Here is an 18,047-nt window from a genome sequence, read left to right on the forward strand (position 1 = left end):
GTGCGGGCACTGGCCCTCACCCCGCCGATATATTGCCTGCCAGGCCAAAGCCCTGCTTACCGTTTCTCTTAATCTGGTACATCGCGCCATCCGCCCGGGTCAGCGCGTCATCGAATCTGTCGCGCCGGTGTACCGGGGCGATACCGATTGAGGCGCCAATCTGCGCATGACCATTGTCGACATCAAACGGCGTCAGCGCCGCATCCAGCACCGCCTGCGCCAGAATGCGCACCTTGGGGTAATCAATCAAAAACGGCAGCAGCAGCACGAACTCATCGCCGCCAAGCCGCCCGACGATGGCCTCTGACGGCAGCAAATCACGGATGCGCTGGCTGAGCTGAATCAGCACCTCGTCACCGCTGCGATGGCCGAGCGTGTCATTGACGTGCTTGAAGTTGTCGAGGTCGATAAACGCCACGCACAACGGCCCGGCGCGTTGCAGCTGACTAAAATGCGCCTGCAGCGCGTGGCGGTTGGGCAACGCGGTTAACGGGTCGTGATGCGCCAGCTGGGAGAGCTGGGCTTCGTAATTCTTCTCTTTGGTCATGTCGATATGGGTGCCGGTCACTTTGAGCGGATTACCCTGCTCGTCCCACTCGCTGACGCGTCCGCGATCCAGCACCCAGGTGATTTTGCCGTTCTTGCCGATCATACGGTGCAGCGCCTCGTAATAGGGCGCGCGTCCTTCAATATGATCGTAAAAGGCGCGCAGCACCTCATCGGCATCTTCCGGATGCAGGCACTCGCGCCAGGCATCAAAGCGCGCTTTGGTCTCTTTCGCCTGAAAGCCGAGCATCGCGCCCCAGCGCCGGTTAAAAATCACCAGCTTGCCGCTGGGAATATCCAGCTGCCATAGGCACAAGCCGGTGCCGTCCAGCGCCGCGTTCAGCTTATTACGCGCGTCGTGCGCCAGGCGCTTGAGGCGCGCATTGTGCTTTTTCAGGTTCTGAATCTGCTGGCGCAGCGCTTCTTCGGACATAGTTGATCGCTGGAGAGAAAATAAGGGCTATTTTGCCTGCACGATAGATTCTGTAAATAAAACAAATGAAAAGGCGATTAGCGTCGGAAAATTGCGCCGGGTTCAGCAGGAATGGCGAAGCAACGCGGTAATTTCAGCAAACAAAACTTACACTTACTAAAAATAGCAGCGCGCTTCGCTTCGGCGCGCCGGCGAAACCTGGCTTTCACCAGGAATTTTCTCTCCTGTTTTTAAGAAATTTCTTAAGCGCGATTTAAGTCCACTTGTATTAAGTCGCTGTTGAAGGATGCCTGACGCGCAACGTGCCGTCAGAGAAGAAGCGCCGTCATGGTGGCAGCGCGCGCAACCGGTCCAGCGAGTGAAATCATCCGTGAGTAAACGCATCCTCAGCCTCCTTCTGTTACTGGGCTTTTGCCTGTCTGCCTGGGGTGCAACCACGTTAAATTTCTCGCCGCGCTATGGTCTGGTAGCACCGGAAGTCACGCTGTCGCCGCAGAGCCAGCAGTGGCTGAAACAGCACTCTGTACTGCGCGTCGGCGTGTGGAACAATCCGCTGCCGCCCTATTCCGTGTCGTTTGAAGCCAATACCTACGAAGGACTTTCGGCCGATTATCTGGCCATCGTGGCGAAGGCGTTAAATCTGCCGGTGAAAATCAAGGTGTATAAAACCCGGCTGGAGCTGGTGGATGCGCTCAACGACGGTGAAGTCGATCTGATTCCTTACTACACGCTGGCCGCCAATCAGGATACGCAGCTGGCGCTGAGCCTGCCGTATTCACTGGCGCGCAGCGTATTAATCAGCAAACGTAACGCGACCTTCGACAGTGAACTGAAAAATAGCCGCTATCGTCTGCTCTATTACGGTGATGCAGAACTCAAAGCGCTGCTGCACAAGCGCTATCCGCGCGCCACGCTGGCGCCAGCCGCGCCGCCGCTGTGGGCCTACACTGACACCGCGTTTAGCGAAAACACCCTGTTCTGGAGCAACAGCGCCACTCAGCGCTTTCTTTCGCATCGCGGCCTGCAGAACGTGATTGAAGCGCACAGCACGCCGTACACCAACGATGTCGACGCGCGCTTTGCCAGCAACAGTGCCAATCTGCCGCTGATCGCAGCCATTGATGAAATCCTGAAAAACATTCCGCTGCGCAACGCGGTACAGATTGCGGAAGCCTGGAGCCTGGATTATCAGTCGGTGGTTAAGAACCATCCGCTGGATCTCAGCGACAAAGAGGCCGCGTGGCTGGCAGAGCACCGCGAGATCACCGTTAACTACGATCCTTCGCATACGCCGTTTACCTTTACTGATAACCGCCAGCGCGTGGTCGGGCTGAGCGTTGACCTGCTGAAAATGATTTCCCAGCGCACCGGCATTCGCTTTCGCTACAACCCGATTCAGGGGTTGAGCAACATGCGCGATACGCTCAACCGCCAGCGCGATGCGATTATCGCCGTCAGCGACGCCACCGCGCAGCAGGACGACAAAATCCGCTACACCCGCTCCTACATCTACTCGTCGTGGGTAGTGGTAACCCGCAAAGACAGCCCGTGGAAAAGCTTTGATGAGATGGCGGGCAAGCGCGTCGGTATCTATGAGCGCGCCTACTATCGTTACGATTTACGTGAGCGCTGGCCGGGCATCAACTTTGTCGAAAATGGCGTGTCGATCGATTCGCTCGGTCAGCTACTCGATAAGCAGCTGGATGGCTTTATCGTGCCGTACGAGTCGTCGCTGTTTCTGCTCAACAATCACTTTAATGACAGCTTTAAGGTCGCGTTTGTCGCGCCGCTGCCGATGTTCCGCATGGCGATGGCGGTCAATGGTCAGGATCAGGTGCTGCTGTCGATCCTTAACAAAGCGCTGTCCGATATTCCGCAGCCGACCATGCAGTCGCTGATGGAGCGCTGGATCAAATACACGCCGCCCGCCACCAGCACCTCGTGGCAAAGCTATCGCAGCTATATATTGCGCATCGTCGCCGTGGCCGGGCTGGGCCTGCTGTTTTTCCTGTGGCGTAACCATCTGCTGAAAGCCTCGCTGGCCAAACAGCGCGAGCACGAGCGTGAAATCAGCGAGCAGCTGGCGCATATCGAAGCGCTGATGGCCGACCTGCGCAAAGCCAACGAAGTCGCGGTGCGCGCCAGCGAAGCGAAAAGCACTTTCCTGTCGCACATGAGTCATGAAATCCGCACGCCGCTGGCGGCGCTGATTGGCCTGCTGGAAATTGAGCATCTCGGCCAGAGTAATGAACAGCAGCGGCAGAAAAACATTGATGTCGCCTGGGAGTCGTCGCGTTCGCTGCTGTCGCTGGTGGGCGATATTCTCGACCTGGCAAAAATCGAATCCGGGCATTTCAGCGTGCAGCTGCAGCCGATGTCGCTCAGTGAAGTGGTGCGTGATTGCGAAGCGCTGTTCCGCCAGGTGGCGCTCAACAAGGGGCTGGCGCTGAATATCGTGCTGGAGCTGGAGCAGGACCAGGTGCTGTTTGACCCGGTGGCGCTGAAGCAAATTCTCTCCAATCTGGTGAGCAACGCCATCAAGTTTACTTCGCACGGCGAAGTCGAAGTGGCGCTGTATCAGGCAGATAGCGCGCGGCCGGAGTATGTGCTGGAGGTGAGCGACAGCGGGGTTGGCCTGACGGCAGAGCAGCAGCAGGCGATCTTCGAGCCGTTCATTCAGGTCGATCAGGGCAGCAACCGCGCCAGCGGCACCGGGTTAGGCCTGAATATCTGCCGCCGGCTGGCGGTGATGCTCGGCACCGAGCTGCACGTCGAGAGCGAACCGGGTGACGGCAGCGTGTTTATGCTGCGCTTCCGCGCGGAAGCGGCGAGCATTGAACATGAGCAGCCCGCCCTGCCACAGCCGGTGGAGCCAGCAAAACAGGCTGCACTGCGCATTCTGATTGTCGATGACAATGCCACTAACCGTCTGCTGCTGGCCCAGCAGCTGCGCTACGCCGGGCATCATGTGCTGGTGGCCGACAGCGGTGCAGCCGCGCTGGCGCTGTGGCGCGAGAATCAGCCCGATCGCGTGATTACCGACTGCAACATGCCGGAGATGGACGGCTTCGAATTCACCCGCCAGCTGCGCGCCGAAGAGAAACGTCTGGTGCGACGCGCGGTGCCGGTTTACGGCCTGACAGCCATGGCGGAGGAGCGCGTGGCGCAGCTGGCGCAGGACGCCGGCATGAACGGTTGTTTGTTTAAACCGCTGGAGCGCGCGCAGCTGCTGCAGGTGATCACCGGCGCACCGATGAACCCGACGCGCGACGATACCCTGCTGACGCTGGAAAATCTGGCGGCAAACAACCCGCAGGCGTGGCGCGACCTGGTGACCACCGCGCGCCAGCAGAACAGTTACGATCTCGCCCAGCTGACGCAGGCGGTGGCTGCGAACAATTTTGCTTCGGCGCGTCACGCCGCGCATCAGCTACTCGGCAGTGCCCGAATGCTGCGCGCCGACGCGCTGCAACATCGCTGCCGCGCCGCCGAACAGGCGGCGGAGCATGAAGATGGTGCGCTATTACAACAGCTGCTGCCGGAGGTCGCCGGGGCGGTGGCCGAGCTGGACGCGCTGTTCCTGCGTGCCCTGGAAACGCCTATTCCTGAAGAGGTGATGTAATGAAAGAGAGCGCAATCTGGCAGATTGCCGTGCTGGACGATCATCCGCTGATTGGTAAAGCCATGCAGTACCGCTTAGCGCAGGAGCCGCAGCTCGATCTGGCCGGGGCCTTTGCCCAGCGCCAGCAGCTGATGGCCTTCCTGCAGCGCCACCCGCTCGATATCCTGGTGCTGGATTACATGCTGGGTGAAGACCAGCTCGACGGGCTGCAAATGGTGAAACAGCTGCGCCTGCACTACCCGCAGCTGAAGATTCTGGTGTCGTCCGCGGTGGAGAAACCGGCGATTGTCCAGCTGTTGCTGAAAGCCGGCGTGCAGGGATTTGTCGGTAAAAGCCACGATCAGGAGGTGCTGATCGATGCCATCCATCAAATCTGTCGCGGCAAGCGCTTCCTGACGCCGGACATGATGCTGGAGCTGGATAAATTCCAGGAGAGCGATCGCGAGATGCACGACTACCTGATGCCGCGCCAGGCGGGCGATGACATCTCGCTGCTGCTGCGCGAGCTGAGCCCGCGCGAAATCGAAGTGATTCGCTGTTATCTCGACGGATTGAGCATTACGCAGATCGCCGGTAAATACGCGCGCAGCCGCAAAACCATCAGCGGTCAGAAGCAGACCGCGCTGCGCAAACTGGGGCTGCGCTCGGATCTCGAACTGTTTAAGTACAAGCAGTATTTCACCGAACTGGTGACCACCCAGTAAGCGACTGCGCTGCGGATAAAACCGGTTCTGTGACGCGGATCAAGGCTTAATCGCCGCGCAATGCTGCCCTCATGAATTCTAGTATGGTAGTTTAGCCATTATCATACAGACACGATGACGGTGGATGACATAATGCAGCTGACAATGCGGTGGTTTGGGCCGAAGGAAGACAAGGTTTCGCTGGAATATATTCGCCAGGTGCCGGGCGTACGCGGCGTGGTGGGCGCACTTTACGATGTGCCGGTGGGCGAAACCTGGCCGCAGGAGAAGATCCAGGCGCTGGTCGATCAGGTGCACGCAGCCGGACTGACGGTTGAAGTGATTGAGAGTGTTAATATTCACGACGACATCAAGATCGGCCTGCCGAGCCGCGATCGCTATATCGCTAATTATCAGCAAAGTATCCGCAACCTGGCGGCCGCCGGGGTAAAAGTGATCTGCTACAACTTCATGCCGGTGTTCGACTGGATGAAGACGGATATGAATTATGTGCTGCCGGATGGCTCCATCACCATGGCCTTCGAGAAACAGGGCATCGATAAAAGCCTCGACGAGGTGGTGAAAGAGGTGCTGGGCAGCGCCAATGGCTTCGCGCTGCCGGGCTGGGAGCCGGAACGGCTGGCAAAAGTTCAGGAGCTGTTTGCCAAATATCAGGACGTTGATGACGCGAAGCTGCGTGAAAACCTCGCCTATTTCCTCAAAGCGGTGATCCCGGTGTGCGAAGAGGTGGGCGTGAAGATGGCAATCCACCCGGACGATCCGCCGTATTCGATCTTCGGTCTGCCGCGCGTGGTGAAAAACCGCGACGATCTCGACTGGATCTGTAACGTCGTCGATTCTGAAGCCAACGGCATCACGCTGTGCACCGGATCGATTGCCGAGGATCCGCAGAACGATGTCTATGCCATTCTGGCCGAATTCTCGCGCCGCAAACGCATCCCGTTTGCCCACGTGCGCAACATCAAGATCATCCGCGATAAAGATTTCTACGAGTGCGCGCATCCGACGGAATATGGCTCGCTGGATATGTATAAAGTGCTGCAGTCGATGTATGACAACGGCTTTGACGGCTATATCCGTTCGGATCACGGCCGCTTTATCTGGGGTGAAACCGGGCGCCCAGGCTACGGTTTGTACGACCGCGCGCTTGGCACCACTTATCTGCTGGGCCTGTGGGAAGCGCTGAGTAAACGTTAATGGGCTACGATCTGGCGCTCACCCTTGCGGCTTTTTCAGTAACGGCACCAGCAGCGCCGCGACGAAAAATCCTGTCATGATCAGCCAGAACGCGTCGGAAAAAGCCTGGGTGCGCGCTTCACGCAGCGTCAGCGCCGCCAGCGACTGCAGCGCGGCCGTATGCGCGGCATCCGGGCTCAGGCCGCTGGTCATCAGCGCCTGAGCGCGCCCCTGCAGAAAATCACCCAGCGTCAGGCTGGCGCTGTTGAGATGATCCGCCAGCCGGCTAAAGTGCAGGTTGGTGCGGTCGTTGAGCACCGTACCGCACAGGGCAATACCAATCGCACCGCCAAGGTTGCGCATCAGATTAAACAGGCCAGACGCGAGCTTCAGGCGTGCCGGTGGCAAGCTGCCCAGCGTCAGCGTTACCGTCGGTGCCACGGCAAACTGCTGCGCCATACCGCGAAATGCCTGCGGAAACAGCAGCTCCTTCGCCCCCCAGTCATGGGTAATCGGCACGAAGAAATGCATCGACAGCGCAAAACAGATCAGCCCCGCCGCCAGCAAAATACGCAGATCGACGCGGTTCGCCAGCCAGGCATACAGCGGGATCGACAGAATCTGAAACACCCCGGTGGAGAAGATCGCCAGTCCAGTCTCCAGTGCGCTGAAGCCGCGCACCTGGCTGAGAAACAGTGGCGTAAGGTAAATGGTGGCAAAGATCCCCACGCCCGCCATAAACGAGAAGTAGCAGCCGAGGCTAAAGTCGCGGTCCTTGAGCGCGCGTAAATCGACGATCGGTTTGGCATGCCGCAGCGTGCGGATCACAAACAACACGCCCGCCGCCAGCGCAATCCAGCCGGTGGTGGCGATGGTGTCATCATCAAACCAGCCCCAGCGCGGCCCCTCTTCCAGCGTATATTCCAGACAGCCGAGCGACAGCGCCAGCAGCACGATGCTGAGATAATCCGCGCCGCGCAGCAGTTCGCGGTTGGGCGCGTCAATGTTCACCAGCAGCGGAACCGCAATGGTGATGTAAATACCGGGAATGATGTTGATAAAAAACAGCCAGTGCCAGCTGAAGTTATCGGTGATCCAGCCGCCAACGGTCGGGCCGAGCGTCGGCGCCAGCGACGCCAGCGCGCCGACGGTCGCGGCAGCAATCACCCGCTGCCGGCCCTGGAAAAAGGCGAAGGCGGTGGTGAACACCAGCGGGATCATCGAGCCACCCGCCAGCCCCTGCAGTGCACGGAACGCGATCATGCTCTGAATGTTCCACGCCCAGCCGCACAGCAGGCTCATCAGCGTAAAGCCACAGGCCGAGGCGGCGAACAGCCAGCGCGTAGACAGCACGCTGGCCAGCCAGCCGGAGAGCGGAATAATGATGATCTCGGCGATCAGGTAGCTGGTCTGCACCCACACGGTTTCATCATCGCCCGCCGACAGGCCACCACCAATGTCGCGCAGCGAAGCTGAGACAATCTGGATATCCAGCAGCGCGATAAACATGCCGATGCACAGGGTGGCAAAGGCGAAGACTTTCCGGCTGACCGGCATCTGCGCGGGCGCGATCGGCGCGGCGACCACGCGGCTCATTGCGCGCTGCGCTCATCGACGGTCACGGTCACCGACAGTCCCGGACGCAACAGCCCGAGCGTGGCCGCATCGCCGTCCAGCGCAATGCGCACCGGCACGCGCTGGACAATTTTGGTGAAGTTACCGGTGGCGTTTTCCGCCGGCAGAATGCTGAAGCGCGAGCCGGTCGCAGGCGACAGGCTGGCGACATGCCCGCTGAAGGTGCGGCCCGGCAGCACGTCCGCGACAATTGTTGCCGTCTGGCCTGGCCGCATGTGCGCCAGCTGGCTCTCTTTGAAGTTGGCGTCAATCCACAGCCCCTGCGCCGGCACCAGCGACAGCAGCTGCGTGCCGCTGCTGACATACGAACCGGCCCAGGCGCGGCGATTGCCGATCACGCCATCAAACGGCGCGCGGATAGCGGTGTATTCCAGATTGAGCTGTGCCAGCGCCAGGCCGGCCTGTGCCTGTGCCAGCGCGGCGTGCGTCTGCTGCTCGCGCGCATCCAGCACCTGCAGCTGACGTTCGGCGACCGCGCGATCGGCACGGGTTTTGCCCTCCTGCGCCAGCGCCTGATGGTAATCGGCCTGCGCATGATCGCGAATCTGCTGCGACACCGCAGCGCTGCTCACCAGCGCGTCATAGCGGCGCTGGTCGGCGGTGGTTTTCTGCGTCACCGCCTGCGCCGCCAGCAGCGCAGCACGCGCGCCGTCGATGGTGGCCAGCTGGAGCTGGCGCGTGGCGGCGATATCCTGCAGCGCCGCCTGCTGCGCGGCGACTTCGCCCGCCGCACGGTCAACCGCCGCCCGATAGTCGCGGTTATCCAGCTGCACCAGCAGGTCGCCCTTTTTAACCGCCGCATTATCCTGCACCGCAAGCGTCTGGACATAGCCGGACACTTTGGCCGAAATCGCACTGATATCCGCGCCGACGTAGGCATCATCGGTCGAAGGCATAAAGCGCGCGCTGTGCCACCAGTAATAGCCATAGCCGGCCAGCGCCACGCCGCCGCAGGCCAGCATCAGCAGCAGTGCCGCTTTTTTCCGCGTCAGGCTCATGGTTCGTTCCCGGCCACCGTCTGCGGGGCGAATTTTTGCGCCGTATCGCCTGCGCGCTTTCTCGCCAGATACTGCTGGCGATAGTGCATCATCGGGCTGGCCGCCGGGCCAGGCACCATCTGGTATTTGTCACTGGAGAGCGGCTGGCCGGTGGCGCTGTCGACCATTTGCGGCGTCACCGGGCGCTGAGTGGCGCTTTCAACCAGCTGCATCTGCCGCCCTTCCGGTGAAAAGTGGGTGCTGCCCCACTCGGCCAGCGCCAGTATTACCGTGCGAAAATCGCGGCCCGCCGCAGTGAGCTGGTACTCGTAGCGTGCCGGAGCGTCGCTGTAACACACCTTTTCCAGCAATCCATCCTCCACCAGCTCTTTCAGCCGGCGCGACAGAATATTAGGTGCCACGCCGCTGCTTTTCTGAAACTCATCAAAGCGGGTAAAGCCGGCCAGCGCATCGCGCATGATCAGCATGCTCCAGCCATCGCCGACGCGTCCAAGGCTGCGTGCGATAGGGCACGGCATATTACACAGAGGTTGGTTTTTCATGGGCCAGTTCCCGATGTGAAGTCGATGCGGGATACTGTGGCAGGGTAACTTTCATTTTGCAAGTCACTTGCAGAATGAAAGTAACAAACAGATCGTCAGCGCGCGTTCCGGCGCAGCCTCACAGCCTGTCGATCAATTCCTGCCGGTGGTCATGCAGCAGACGCAGCATTTCACGCAACAGCGGATCTTCGTTGCCCTTCTGCCACGCAATACTCAGCGGCAAGCCTTTGATCTGCTCCGGTAACGTCAGCGCGATATAGCGCACGCTGTCGCTGTTCATGGTGCGATAAGAGGCTGGCACCACCGCCAGACCGAGGCCGGCGGACACCAGGCTGAGAATGGTTTGCTTCTCTTCGGCATATTGCGCGATATGCGGCGTCAGGCCAGCCTGCTTAAACAGGCTGATGGTGAGATCGTGGCTGTGCGGCCGGGTGCGGCGGTCCGGAATAATCATGGCTTCATGCTGAAAATCTGCCACCGTCACCTGCGCTTTATCCGCCAGCGGATGCGTCAGCGGCACTGCCAGCACGCAACTTTCGCGGGTAATAAAACGCAGCGCCAGTGACGCATCCATGCGCTGCGGCGCGCGGATAATAATCATATCCAGCCAGCCGGATTTTAATTTGGGGATCAGGTTAAGGGTTTTATCTTCGATAATATGGATATCGCTCAGCGGATGACGCGGCACAAATAAATTCAGCAGTGCCGGAACTAAACCGCGCGCGGCGCTATCGATAGCGCCAATGCGTAATGTCCGGCGTTCATCTTTTAATCCGCCTTTAAAACGCAGCGCCAGCGCATCAAACTGATCGATCAGTTTTCCCGCTTCGTCAAAAAACAGGGCTCCCTCGGCGGTTAATGAAACATTGCGCGTTGAGCGGTTTAACAGGCGCACGCCCAGATCCTCTTCCAACAGGCGAATAAAGCGGGAAAGTGATGCAGGCATCATTTCCATACTTTGTGCCGCCCGACCGAAATGCAGTTCTTTACCCACCGCGACAAAACAACGCAATTGATTTATATCCACATTTCCCTCACCGCACGATTATTCAAATAGTTTATATAATCCACGCCTGATGATCGCGCAATACAAACCTGCATACTGCATTCGACAACCAGAAAATAATACTACCCTACACAATCTGGAGCACTTTAATATGAACTCTCACCTCGAAAAAAGGGTGATGCGTAAAGTGACGTTGCGCATTGTGCCCTTCATCATGCTGCTCTATTTCATCGCGTTTCTCGATCGCGTCAATATTGGTTTTGCCGCGTTAACCATGAATCAGGATTTAGGTTTCTCGCCCACGGTATTTGGTTTTGGCGCCGGGATCTTTTTCCTCGGCTATTTTCTGTTTGAAGTCCCGTCGAATTTAATTTTGCACAAAGTGGGCGCACGCATCTGGATCGCCCGCGTGATGATCAGCTGGGGATTGGTCTCCGGCTGCATGGCGCTGGTGCAGGGCACCACCAGCTACTACCTCCTGCGCTTTCTGCTCGGCGTGGCGGAAGCCGGTTTCTTCCCCGGCATCATTCTCTACCTCAGCTACTGGTTCCCGGCGGCGAAGCGCGCGCAGGTTACCGCCATCTTCATGGCTGCCGCCCCGCTCTCTACCGCGCTCGGCTCGCCGGTCTCTGCCGCGCTGCTGGAGATGCACGGTCTGCTGGGCTACGCCGGCTGGCAGTGGATGTTCGTGTTAGAAGCGATTCCGGCGTTGCTGCTGGGCATCGTGGTGCTGTTTTTCCTCACCGACCGTCCGGCGCAGGCTAAATGGCTGAACGCAGAAGAGCGGCGCTGGCTGCAGGAGACCATGCAGGCTGAAGAGCAGGCGCGGTCGATGCAACATGGCCACAGCAGCGCCTGGCGCGGGCTGGCGGACAAGCGCGTACTGGCCCTGGCGCTGGTGTACTTCGGCACCTCGGCCGGGCTGTACACGCTGGGAATCTGGTCACCGCAAATCATCCGCAGCTTCGGCGCCTCCTCACTGGAAATTGGTTTCCTCAACGCTTTCCCGGCGGTGATCGGCGTGATCGGCATGATCCTGTGGGCACGTCACTCCGATCGTCGCGGCGAGCGCAGCTGGCACGTCATTGGCGCCTGTTTACTGGCTGCCGCCGGGCTGATTTACGCCGGCAACGTCAGCACGCTGCTGGCGGTGATGATTGCGCTGACGCTGGTCACGGTCGGCATCAGCGCCTCCAAGCCGCCGCTGTGGAGCATGCCGACGCTGTTTCTCAGCGGGCCGGCCGCAGCCGCCGGCATCGCCACCATTAATTCCATCGGCAACCTCGGCGGTTTTGTCGGCCCGATGATGATTGGCGTGATCCGCCAGCAAACCGGCAGCTACACCTGGGGACTCTATTTCGTCGCCGCGCTGCTGGCGTTGTCCGCGCTCATCGTGCTGATTCTCGCCGCGCACACGCCAAAACCGCAAAGCGCCGATCTGCCTCATCCTCATACCCATTAATTGACTGGAGAACACGATGCGTAACTACAAAATTGCCGCGATTCCGGCAGACGGTATTGGCCCGGAAGTGATTTCGGCTGGCGTTGAGGTGCTGCAGGCGCTGACGCGGCACGATGAACAGCTGACGTTTGACGTGCAGACCTTTGACTGGGGCTCGGATTACTACAAACAGCACGGCGTGATGATGCCGGAAGATGGCCTGCAGACGCTGAAGCAGTTTGATGCCATCTACTTTGGCGCGGTGGGCGCGCCGGACGTGCCGGATCACATCACGCTGTGGGGGCTGCGCCTGCCGATTTGTCAGGGCTTCGATCAGTACGCCAACGTGCGGCCTACCAAAATTCTGCCGGGCGTGACCTCGCCGCTACGCAACCGTGGACCGGGCGATCTTGACTGGGTAATCGTGCGCGAGAACTCGGAAGGGGAATACTCCGGCAACGGCGGCCGTGCGCACCGCGGCCTGCCAGAAGAGGTGGGCACTGAAGTGGCGATTTTCACCCGCGTCGGCGTGACGCGCATCATGCGCTACGCCTTTAAACTGGCGCAGTCGCGGCCGCGCAAACTGCTGACGGTGGTGACCAAATCCAATGCTCAGCGGCACGGCATGGTGATGTGGGATGAAATTGCGGCGGAAGTGGCGCAGGAGTTTCCGGATGTGCAGTGGGACAAGATGCTGGTGGATGCCATGACGCACCGCATGACGCTGCACCCGCAATCGCTGGATACCATTGTCGCCACTAACCTGCATGCGGATATTCTCTCCGACCTCGCCGGCGCGCTGGCCGGCAGTCTCGGCGTCGCGCCAACCGCCAATATCGATCCGGAGCGGCGTTTTCCGTCGATGTTCGAACCGATTCACGGCTCGGCGTTTGATATCACCGGCAAAGGCATCGCTAACCCGATCGCCACCTTCTGGACTGCGGTGCAGATGCTGGAACATCTGGGCGAACGCAACGCGGCCGCGCTGATTATGCAGGGCATTGAGCACGTGTGCGCGGCGGGCATTCTGACGCCGGACGTCGGCGGCAGCGCCACCACCGCTGACGTGACGCGCGCGCTGGTGCAGTTTATTGAAGCCAAATCTCAGGTGGCGGCAACCGCCTGAGTCGAAAGCCGGGGTGTTACAGCGCCGCCGCCAGCCGGTCCAGCGCCAGCAGGATGCCATAGCGCCGCGCCGGTGCTGCATCCGGCAGCGGCAGCCAGTAGTTGGCCTGGCTGGCGAGATCCAGCGCCGCCGGGCACAGCGCCATCACTGGGGTCTGCTGGATGTGAGCGTGATGCACCGCGCTGAGCACGCTGCTGTTGATGGTGTCCGGCGCGAGGATCAGCAGCAGATCGTCCGGCTGCAAACGGCTGAGCGTCAGACGCAGCAGGTTGTCGTCCTGGATCCACGCCAGCGCCAGCCCGGCTTCACTCAACCGCTGCTGCACTTCCGCCACCAGCGGCGTGTGCTGGCCGGCGGCACCGATCAGCAACACGCTGCGTGCCTGACGCAGCGCCTGCGCCGCCTGCTGCCAGCGGCTGTCATCCAGCTGCTGCCACTGCTGGGTCAGCGCCTGATGCAGACTCACCAGCTGCGGCACCGCACCGTGGCTGGAAGTAGCCGGTTCGGCGCTGGCGCGTGCCAGCCGCATACGCAGATCGCGAATATCGTCGCAGCCGACCGAACGGGCAAAGCGGGTAATGGTCGCCGCACTGACTTCCGCCCGGCTGGCCAGTTGTTCAATGGTGGCCGAGGCCGCGAACGCGGCGTCACGCAGGATGGCGCGCGCCACCCGCTGCTCCTGCTGGCTGAGCGAAGCCTGCCGCTGACGAATCACCGTCATAAACGCACTTTCCTGCTGGCCGGCCTGGCGCACCTGGTGCAGAAAATCATCCAGATCGCGGTAGCCCGCCGAGGCAGCAAAGCGCTGGAGTACAGCCGGGCTGACACCCGCCTGCATCGCCAGACTCTCCATAGTGGCCTGCGCGCTGGCGTGCAGGTTATCCAGAATAAATCGCGCCAGCTTTGATTCCTGCGCATCAAAACGCGCCGACTGCTGCTGCAGTTGCCAGACAATATCCATTAGCTCATCACATCCTCAGTAACGAACCCTCATGATGCATGAAAATATTTTTCATTGTGAGATTTTTTTCAGCTGAGCGCACTGAATTTTCCTGGAATTAAAGCTCCCGCAACAGAAAATCATCGTGCCGATCACATCAATGAAAATTATTTTCATGGCGATTTGATGATTAAACTACTGATAAATAATATTTTAAATTATTTTCATCACAAAATCATCTGGCTGCAGGGTATTTACAGTGCGGCCGAGACAGGTCTTAAATGCCGGAGTCAATTCACAGGAGGATAAATTATGCGCATTGTTCTTTGCTGTGCCGCCGGCATGTCTACCAGCATGCTGGTGAATAAAATGCAGCACGCCGCACAAGCGCGCGGGCTGGCGATCAACATTCAGGCCGTCCCGGTGGCAGACTTCGAACGCATCCTGCCGGACGCAGACGTGGTGCTGCTCGGCCCGCAGGTGCAGTTTGAAGCTGCCCGTCTCACCGCCATCGCCGCCCCGCAGGGCAAGGCGGTCGCCGTGATCGACATGATGGATTACGGCATGATGCGCGGCGAACAGGTGCTGGATAAAGCGCTGGCACTGCACGCTTCCTGATTTTCCGTTTCCCCTAATCCGACTGACAACACACGGCGCTGCGCTGTGGGAGATTCTGCATGCCTGAAGATGACGTAATGGTGGTTCCGGAAGAGGAGATCATGCTGCTGCTGGTGCAGGCCGGGGCCGCGCGCAGCGCCGCACTGAGCGCGCTGCAGCTGGCGCGTGCCGGGCAGTTTGATGCGGCACAGCAGCAGCTGGCGGCGGCGCGGGAAAACGTGAGCAGCGCGCACCAGCAGCAGACGGCACTAATTAGCCTGGACGAAGGCAGCGGCCGGCTGCCGGTTACCCTGATTCTGGTTCATGCCCAGGATCACCTGATGAACGCCATGCTGATTCAGGATTTAGCGGGCGAAATCATTGAACTCTATCGCCGTACCACGGCAGGAGAAAACGATGCTTAAGATAGCAATCATTGGCGGCGGCAGCAGCTATTCGCCGGAGCTGGTGGAGGGAATCATCAACCGTTATGCGCAGCTGCCGGTAACCGAACTGGCGCTGGTGGATGTGGCGGCAGGACGCGAAAAGGTACAGATCATCGCCGATCTCACGCGCCGTATGCTGCAAAAGAACGGGCTGGAGCAGGTTAAGGTCAGCGTGCATTTCGCGCTGGATGAGGCGATTCGCGGTGCGCGCTTTGTGCTGACACAGCTGCGCGTCGGCCAGCTGGCAGCACGCGCCGCCGATGAACGGCTGGGCCTGAAGTATGGTCGTCTCGGCCAGGAAACCACCGGCGTCGGCGGCTTCGCCAAAGCGCTGCGCACCATTCCGGTGATGCTGGAGATTGCGCGCAAAGTGGAACAGCTGGCACCCGATGCCTTCATCATCAATTTCACCAATCCAGCGGGCATCGTCACCGAAGCCGTGGCGCGCTACAGCAACGCGAAGATCATCGGCCTGTGTAACGTGCCGGTGAATATGCACCATATGATCGCCGGCATGTTACAGGCGCCGTTTGACGAGGTGGCGCTGCGCTTTGCCGGGCTGAATCATCTGGTGTGGGTGCATCAGGTGCTGTGCCGCGGCGAGGACGTGACCGCCGGGGTGATCGAACAGCTGTGCGAAGGCCAGGCGCTGACCATGAATAACATCAAAGAGATGCCGTGGTCGCCGGCGTTTCTGCGCGCGCTGCAGGCGATTCCCTGCCCTTATCACCGCTACTACTGGCAAACACCGCAGATGCTGGCCGAAGAGCAGGAGAAAGCGCAGCACGGCCAGGCCGGAACGCGCGCCGAACAGGTGATGAAAGTGGAAGCCGAGCTGTTCGCGCTGTATGCCGATCCGCAGCTGGCGCACAAGCCGGAGCAGCTGAGTTTTCGCGGCGGCGCATATTACTCCGAAGTGGCCGTTGAGCTCATCAGCGCCATCCATAACAATAGCGGGCAAAATCTGGTGGTGAACTGCCAGAACCGTGGGGCGATTCACGGTCTGCCGGACGACGCAGTGGTGGAAGTGAACTGTGTGGTCGATGCGCAGGGCGCGCACCCGCTGGTGTTTGGCGCGCTGCCACCGCTGATGCACGGGCTGACGCAGCAGATCAAAGCCTTCGAGCGATTAACCATCGACGCGGCGGTGCACGGCGATCGCGGTGCCGCGCTGCTGGCGCTGGTCGGCAATCCGCTGGTCGGCGATGTCGCCAGCGCCGAAGCGCTGCTGGACGAAGTGCTGACGCTGAATCAACCGTGGCTGCCGCAGTTTGCGTGATATCCCTGTCGCAAACCGCACCCAGGCCGTCGCGGCGCGCTTCATCGCGCAATAAATTGCGCCGCGACGGCCGGGTGCAGGTATCCGCTGCCGCGCCGAAATGACACGCATTGAACTGTTAATTTGTTGCGCCATTGTGCCCGAGGAGGCCCTATGTCCAACCGTAATATCATCGAACGTTATGTGCTGCCCGCCGCGCTCAAGGTGGCCGGGCAGAAGCATGTGCTGTCCGTGCGGGACGGCATCATTCTCAACATGCCGTTCATGCTGATCGGCAGCTTTTTTCTGATCTTCGCCTACCTGCCGATCCCGGCCTGGGGCCATCTGATGGCCGACCTGTTCGGCGACAGCTGGCGCAATAAACTGCTCTATCCGGTGCGTGCCACCTACGACATCATGGCGCTGATCTCCAGCTTCGGCATCGCTTACCGGCTGGCGGAGAAATATCGCACGCTCGACCCGCTGACCAGCGGCGCGATGGCGCTGGTGGCGTTTGTGATGACCATTCCGCAGCAGACGCTGTTCGCCCCGGTTGAAGGCGCGCCCGCGCAGCTGGTCACCGGCGTGCTGCCGATTTCGCTGATCGGCAGTCAGGGCCTGTTCGTGGCGATTGTGATTGCGCTGCTCTCCACCGAAATCTACCGCTTTGTGCACAGCCGTAACCTGGTGATTAAGATGCCGGAAGGCGTGCCGCCGGCGGTGGCGAAATCGTTCCTCGCGCTGGTTCCCGGCTTCTGCGTGCTGGCCGTGGTGCTGCTGCTGCGCCTGGCAGTTGAAGCCTCACCATTCCATGACATCAACAACCTGATTGCCACGGTGATTGGTTTGCCGATGCACCACGTCGGCGGCACGCTGCCGGGGATGATTTTCTCGGTGCTGCTGATTGGCATTCTGTGGACGCTCGGCCTGCACGGCGATGCCATCGTGCTGGTGTTCATTCAGCCGGTATGGCTGTCGAACATGAGTGAAAACCTCGAAGCCTTTCAGCATAACCAGCCGATTCCGCACATCTTTACCCAGCAGTTTTACGATTTATGGATTGCGCCCGGCGGCACCGGCGCGCTGCTTGGGCTGGTGATCTTTATGCTGATCCGCGCGCGCAGCCGCCAGATGAAACAGCTGGGGAAAATCGCCGCGCCGGCGGCGCTGTTCAATATCAGCGAACCGCTGGTGTTCGGCATTCCGCTGGTGATGAACCCCTACCTGTTCCTGCCGTTTATCCTGACGCCGGTGCTGCTGGTGATTGTCTCGTGGGCGGCAATGAGCAGCGGTCTGGTGGCGCCGCCAGCTGGCATCGCCCTGCCCTTCACCACACCGATCTTCGTCAGCGGCTATCTCGCCACCGGCGGCCATATCTCCGGCACGGTGTTGCAGGTGGTCAACCTGACGATTTCGCTGGTGGTCTACTATCCATTTTTCCGCGTGTGGGATCGCCTGAAGCTGCGCGAAGAGCAGCAAAATGAACAGCAGGCGCAGGCCGCCAGCAGTAGTGCCGTCGTGCCTTCCTGAACCACTTCCTCTGCCGGGTGTGCCCTGCTGCGCACCCGGCCGCATCC

General features: G+C 60.1%; 15 protein-coding genes. 9 read left to right on the plus strand and 6 right to left on the minus strand.

Annotated elements, in window-relative coordinates:
* Positions 1–16 precede the first annotated feature (16 nt).
* On the minus strand, positions 17–979 hold the full coding sequence (locus F3J41_RS12035) for a sensor domain-containing diguanylate cyclase (protein ID WP_166711253.1): 963 nt from the start codon (positions 977–979) through the stop codon (positions 17–19).
* 370 nt (positions 980–1,349) lie between these two features.
* Here F3J41_RS12035 and F3J41_RS12040 point away from each other — a divergent pair, with 370 nt between their 5' ends.
* From F3J41_RS12040 to uxuA, 3 genes are all read left to right on the plus strand, one after another.
* A complete protein-coding gene (locus F3J41_RS12040) occupies positions 1,350–4,601 on the plus strand; it encodes a transporter substrate-binding domain-containing protein (RefSeq protein ID WP_166711255.1) in 3,252 nt (1,083 codons plus the stop codon).
* The gene (locus tag F3J41_RS12045) at positions 4,601–5,305 is read left to right on the plus strand and encodes a response regulator transcription factor (protein ID WP_166711256.1); all 705 of its coding nucleotides are present in this window, start codon (positions 4,601–4,603) and stop codon (positions 5,303–5,305) included. The genes F3J41_RS12040 and F3J41_RS12045 overlap by 1 nt, the downstream gene beginning before the upstream one ends.
* A 132-nt stretch (positions 5,306–5,437) precedes the next feature.
* Positions 5,438–6,502 carry a mannonate dehydratase gene (uxuA, locus tag F3J41_RS12050; RefSeq protein WP_031279714.1) on the plus strand — a complete coding sequence of 355 codons (1,065 nt, stop codon included), beginning with the start codon at positions 5,438–5,440 and terminating at the stop codon, positions 6,500–6,502.
* Positions 6,503–6,520: 18 nt separating this feature from the next.
* Here uxuA and F3J41_RS12055 read toward each other — a convergent pair whose 3' ends face one another.
* The 4 genes from F3J41_RS12055 to F3J41_RS12070 all read right to left on the minus strand — a co-directional run bounded on the left by F3J41_RS12055 (position 6,521) and on the right by F3J41_RS12070 (position 10,683).
* Positions 6,521–8,077 carry a DHA2 family efflux MFS transporter permease subunit gene (locus F3J41_RS12055; protein WP_058759666.1) on the minus strand — a complete coding sequence of 519 codons (1,557 nt, stop codon included), beginning with the start codon at positions 8,075–8,077 and terminating at the stop codon, positions 6,521–6,523.
* Entirely contained in the window at positions 8,074–9,114 is a 1,041-nt protein-coding gene (locus F3J41_RS12060) for an HlyD family secretion protein (protein ID WP_166711258.1), read from the minus strand. The genes F3J41_RS12055 and F3J41_RS12060 overlap by 4 nt, the downstream gene beginning before the upstream one ends.
* On the minus strand, positions 9,111–9,656 hold the full coding sequence (locus F3J41_RS12065; RefSeq protein ID WP_058780409.1) for a helix-turn-helix domain-containing protein: 546 nt from the start codon (positions 9,654–9,656) through the stop codon (positions 9,111–9,113). The genes F3J41_RS12060 and F3J41_RS12065 overlap by 4 nt, the downstream gene beginning before the upstream one ends.
* 118 nt (positions 9,657–9,774) lie before the next feature.
* Entirely contained in the window at positions 9,775–10,683 is a 909-nt protein-coding gene (locus tag F3J41_RS12070; protein WP_031279716.1) for a LysR family transcriptional regulator, read from the minus strand.
* A 130-nt stretch (positions 10,684–10,813) separates the two neighbouring features.
* Here F3J41_RS12070 and F3J41_RS12075 point away from each other — a divergent pair, with 130 nt between their 5' ends.
* Both F3J41_RS12075 and F3J41_RS12080 read left to right on the plus strand, forming a co-directional pair.
* Positions 10,814–12,124, plus strand: a complete 1,311-nt coding sequence (locus F3J41_RS12075) for an MFS transporter (protein ID WP_166711260.1) — start codon at positions 10,814–10,816, stop codon at positions 12,122–12,124.
* Between the two features lie 16 nt (positions 12,125–12,140).
* Positions 12,141–13,229 carry a tartrate dehydrogenase gene (locus F3J41_RS12080; protein WP_058774858.1) on the plus strand — a complete coding sequence of 363 codons (1,089 nt, stop codon included), beginning with the start codon at positions 12,141–12,143 and terminating at the stop codon, positions 13,227–13,229.
* A gap of 16 nt (positions 13,230–13,245) precedes the next feature.
* Here the strand turns inward: F3J41_RS12080 and F3J41_RS12085 are convergent, their stop codons facing one another.
* Positions 13,246–14,190 (minus strand): MurR/RpiR family transcriptional regulator, encoded by a 945-nt coding sequence (locus F3J41_RS12085; RefSeq protein ID WP_166711262.1) that lies wholly within the window; start codon positions 14,188–14,190, stop codon positions 13,246–13,248.
* A 288-nt stretch (positions 14,191–14,478) separates the two neighbouring features.
* On the opposite strand from F3J41_RS12085, the gene F3J41_RS12090 reads away from it, so the two are divergent.
* The 4 genes from F3J41_RS12090 (at position 14,479) to celB (ending at position 18,000) form a co-directional block, all read left to right on the plus strand.
* Positions 14,479–14,787 (plus strand): PTS sugar transporter subunit IIB, encoded by a 309-nt coding sequence (locus F3J41_RS12090; protein ID WP_058759671.1) that lies wholly within the window; start codon positions 14,479–14,481, stop codon positions 14,785–14,787.
* Between the two features lie 59 nt (positions 14,788–14,846).
* Complete coding sequence (locus F3J41_RS12095) at positions 14,847–15,191, plus strand: PTS lactose/cellobiose transporter subunit IIA (protein ID WP_247656282.1); 345 nt, start codon at positions 14,847–14,849, stop codon at positions 15,189–15,191.
* The gene (locus F3J41_RS12100; protein ID WP_021507629.1) at positions 15,184–16,491 is read left to right on the plus strand and encodes a 6-phospho-beta-glucosidase; all 1,308 of its coding nucleotides are present in this window, start codon (positions 15,184–15,186) and stop codon (positions 16,489–16,491) included. The genes F3J41_RS12095 and F3J41_RS12100 overlap by 8 nt, the downstream gene beginning before the upstream one ends.
* Positions 16,492–16,644: 153 nt before the next feature.
* On the plus strand, positions 16,645–18,000 hold the full coding sequence (celB, locus tag F3J41_RS12105) for a PTS cellobiose transporter subunit IIC (protein ID WP_059012181.1): 1,356 nt from the start codon (positions 16,645–16,647) through the stop codon (positions 17,998–18,000).
* The last annotated feature ends 47 nt before the right edge of the window (positions 18,001–18,047 follow it).

It is taken from the genome of Pantoea sp. Ap-870 (assembly GCF_011752515.1).
GTDB lineage: Bacteria > Pseudomonadota > Gammaproteobacteria > Enterobacterales > Enterobacteriaceae > Pantoea > Pantoea dispersa.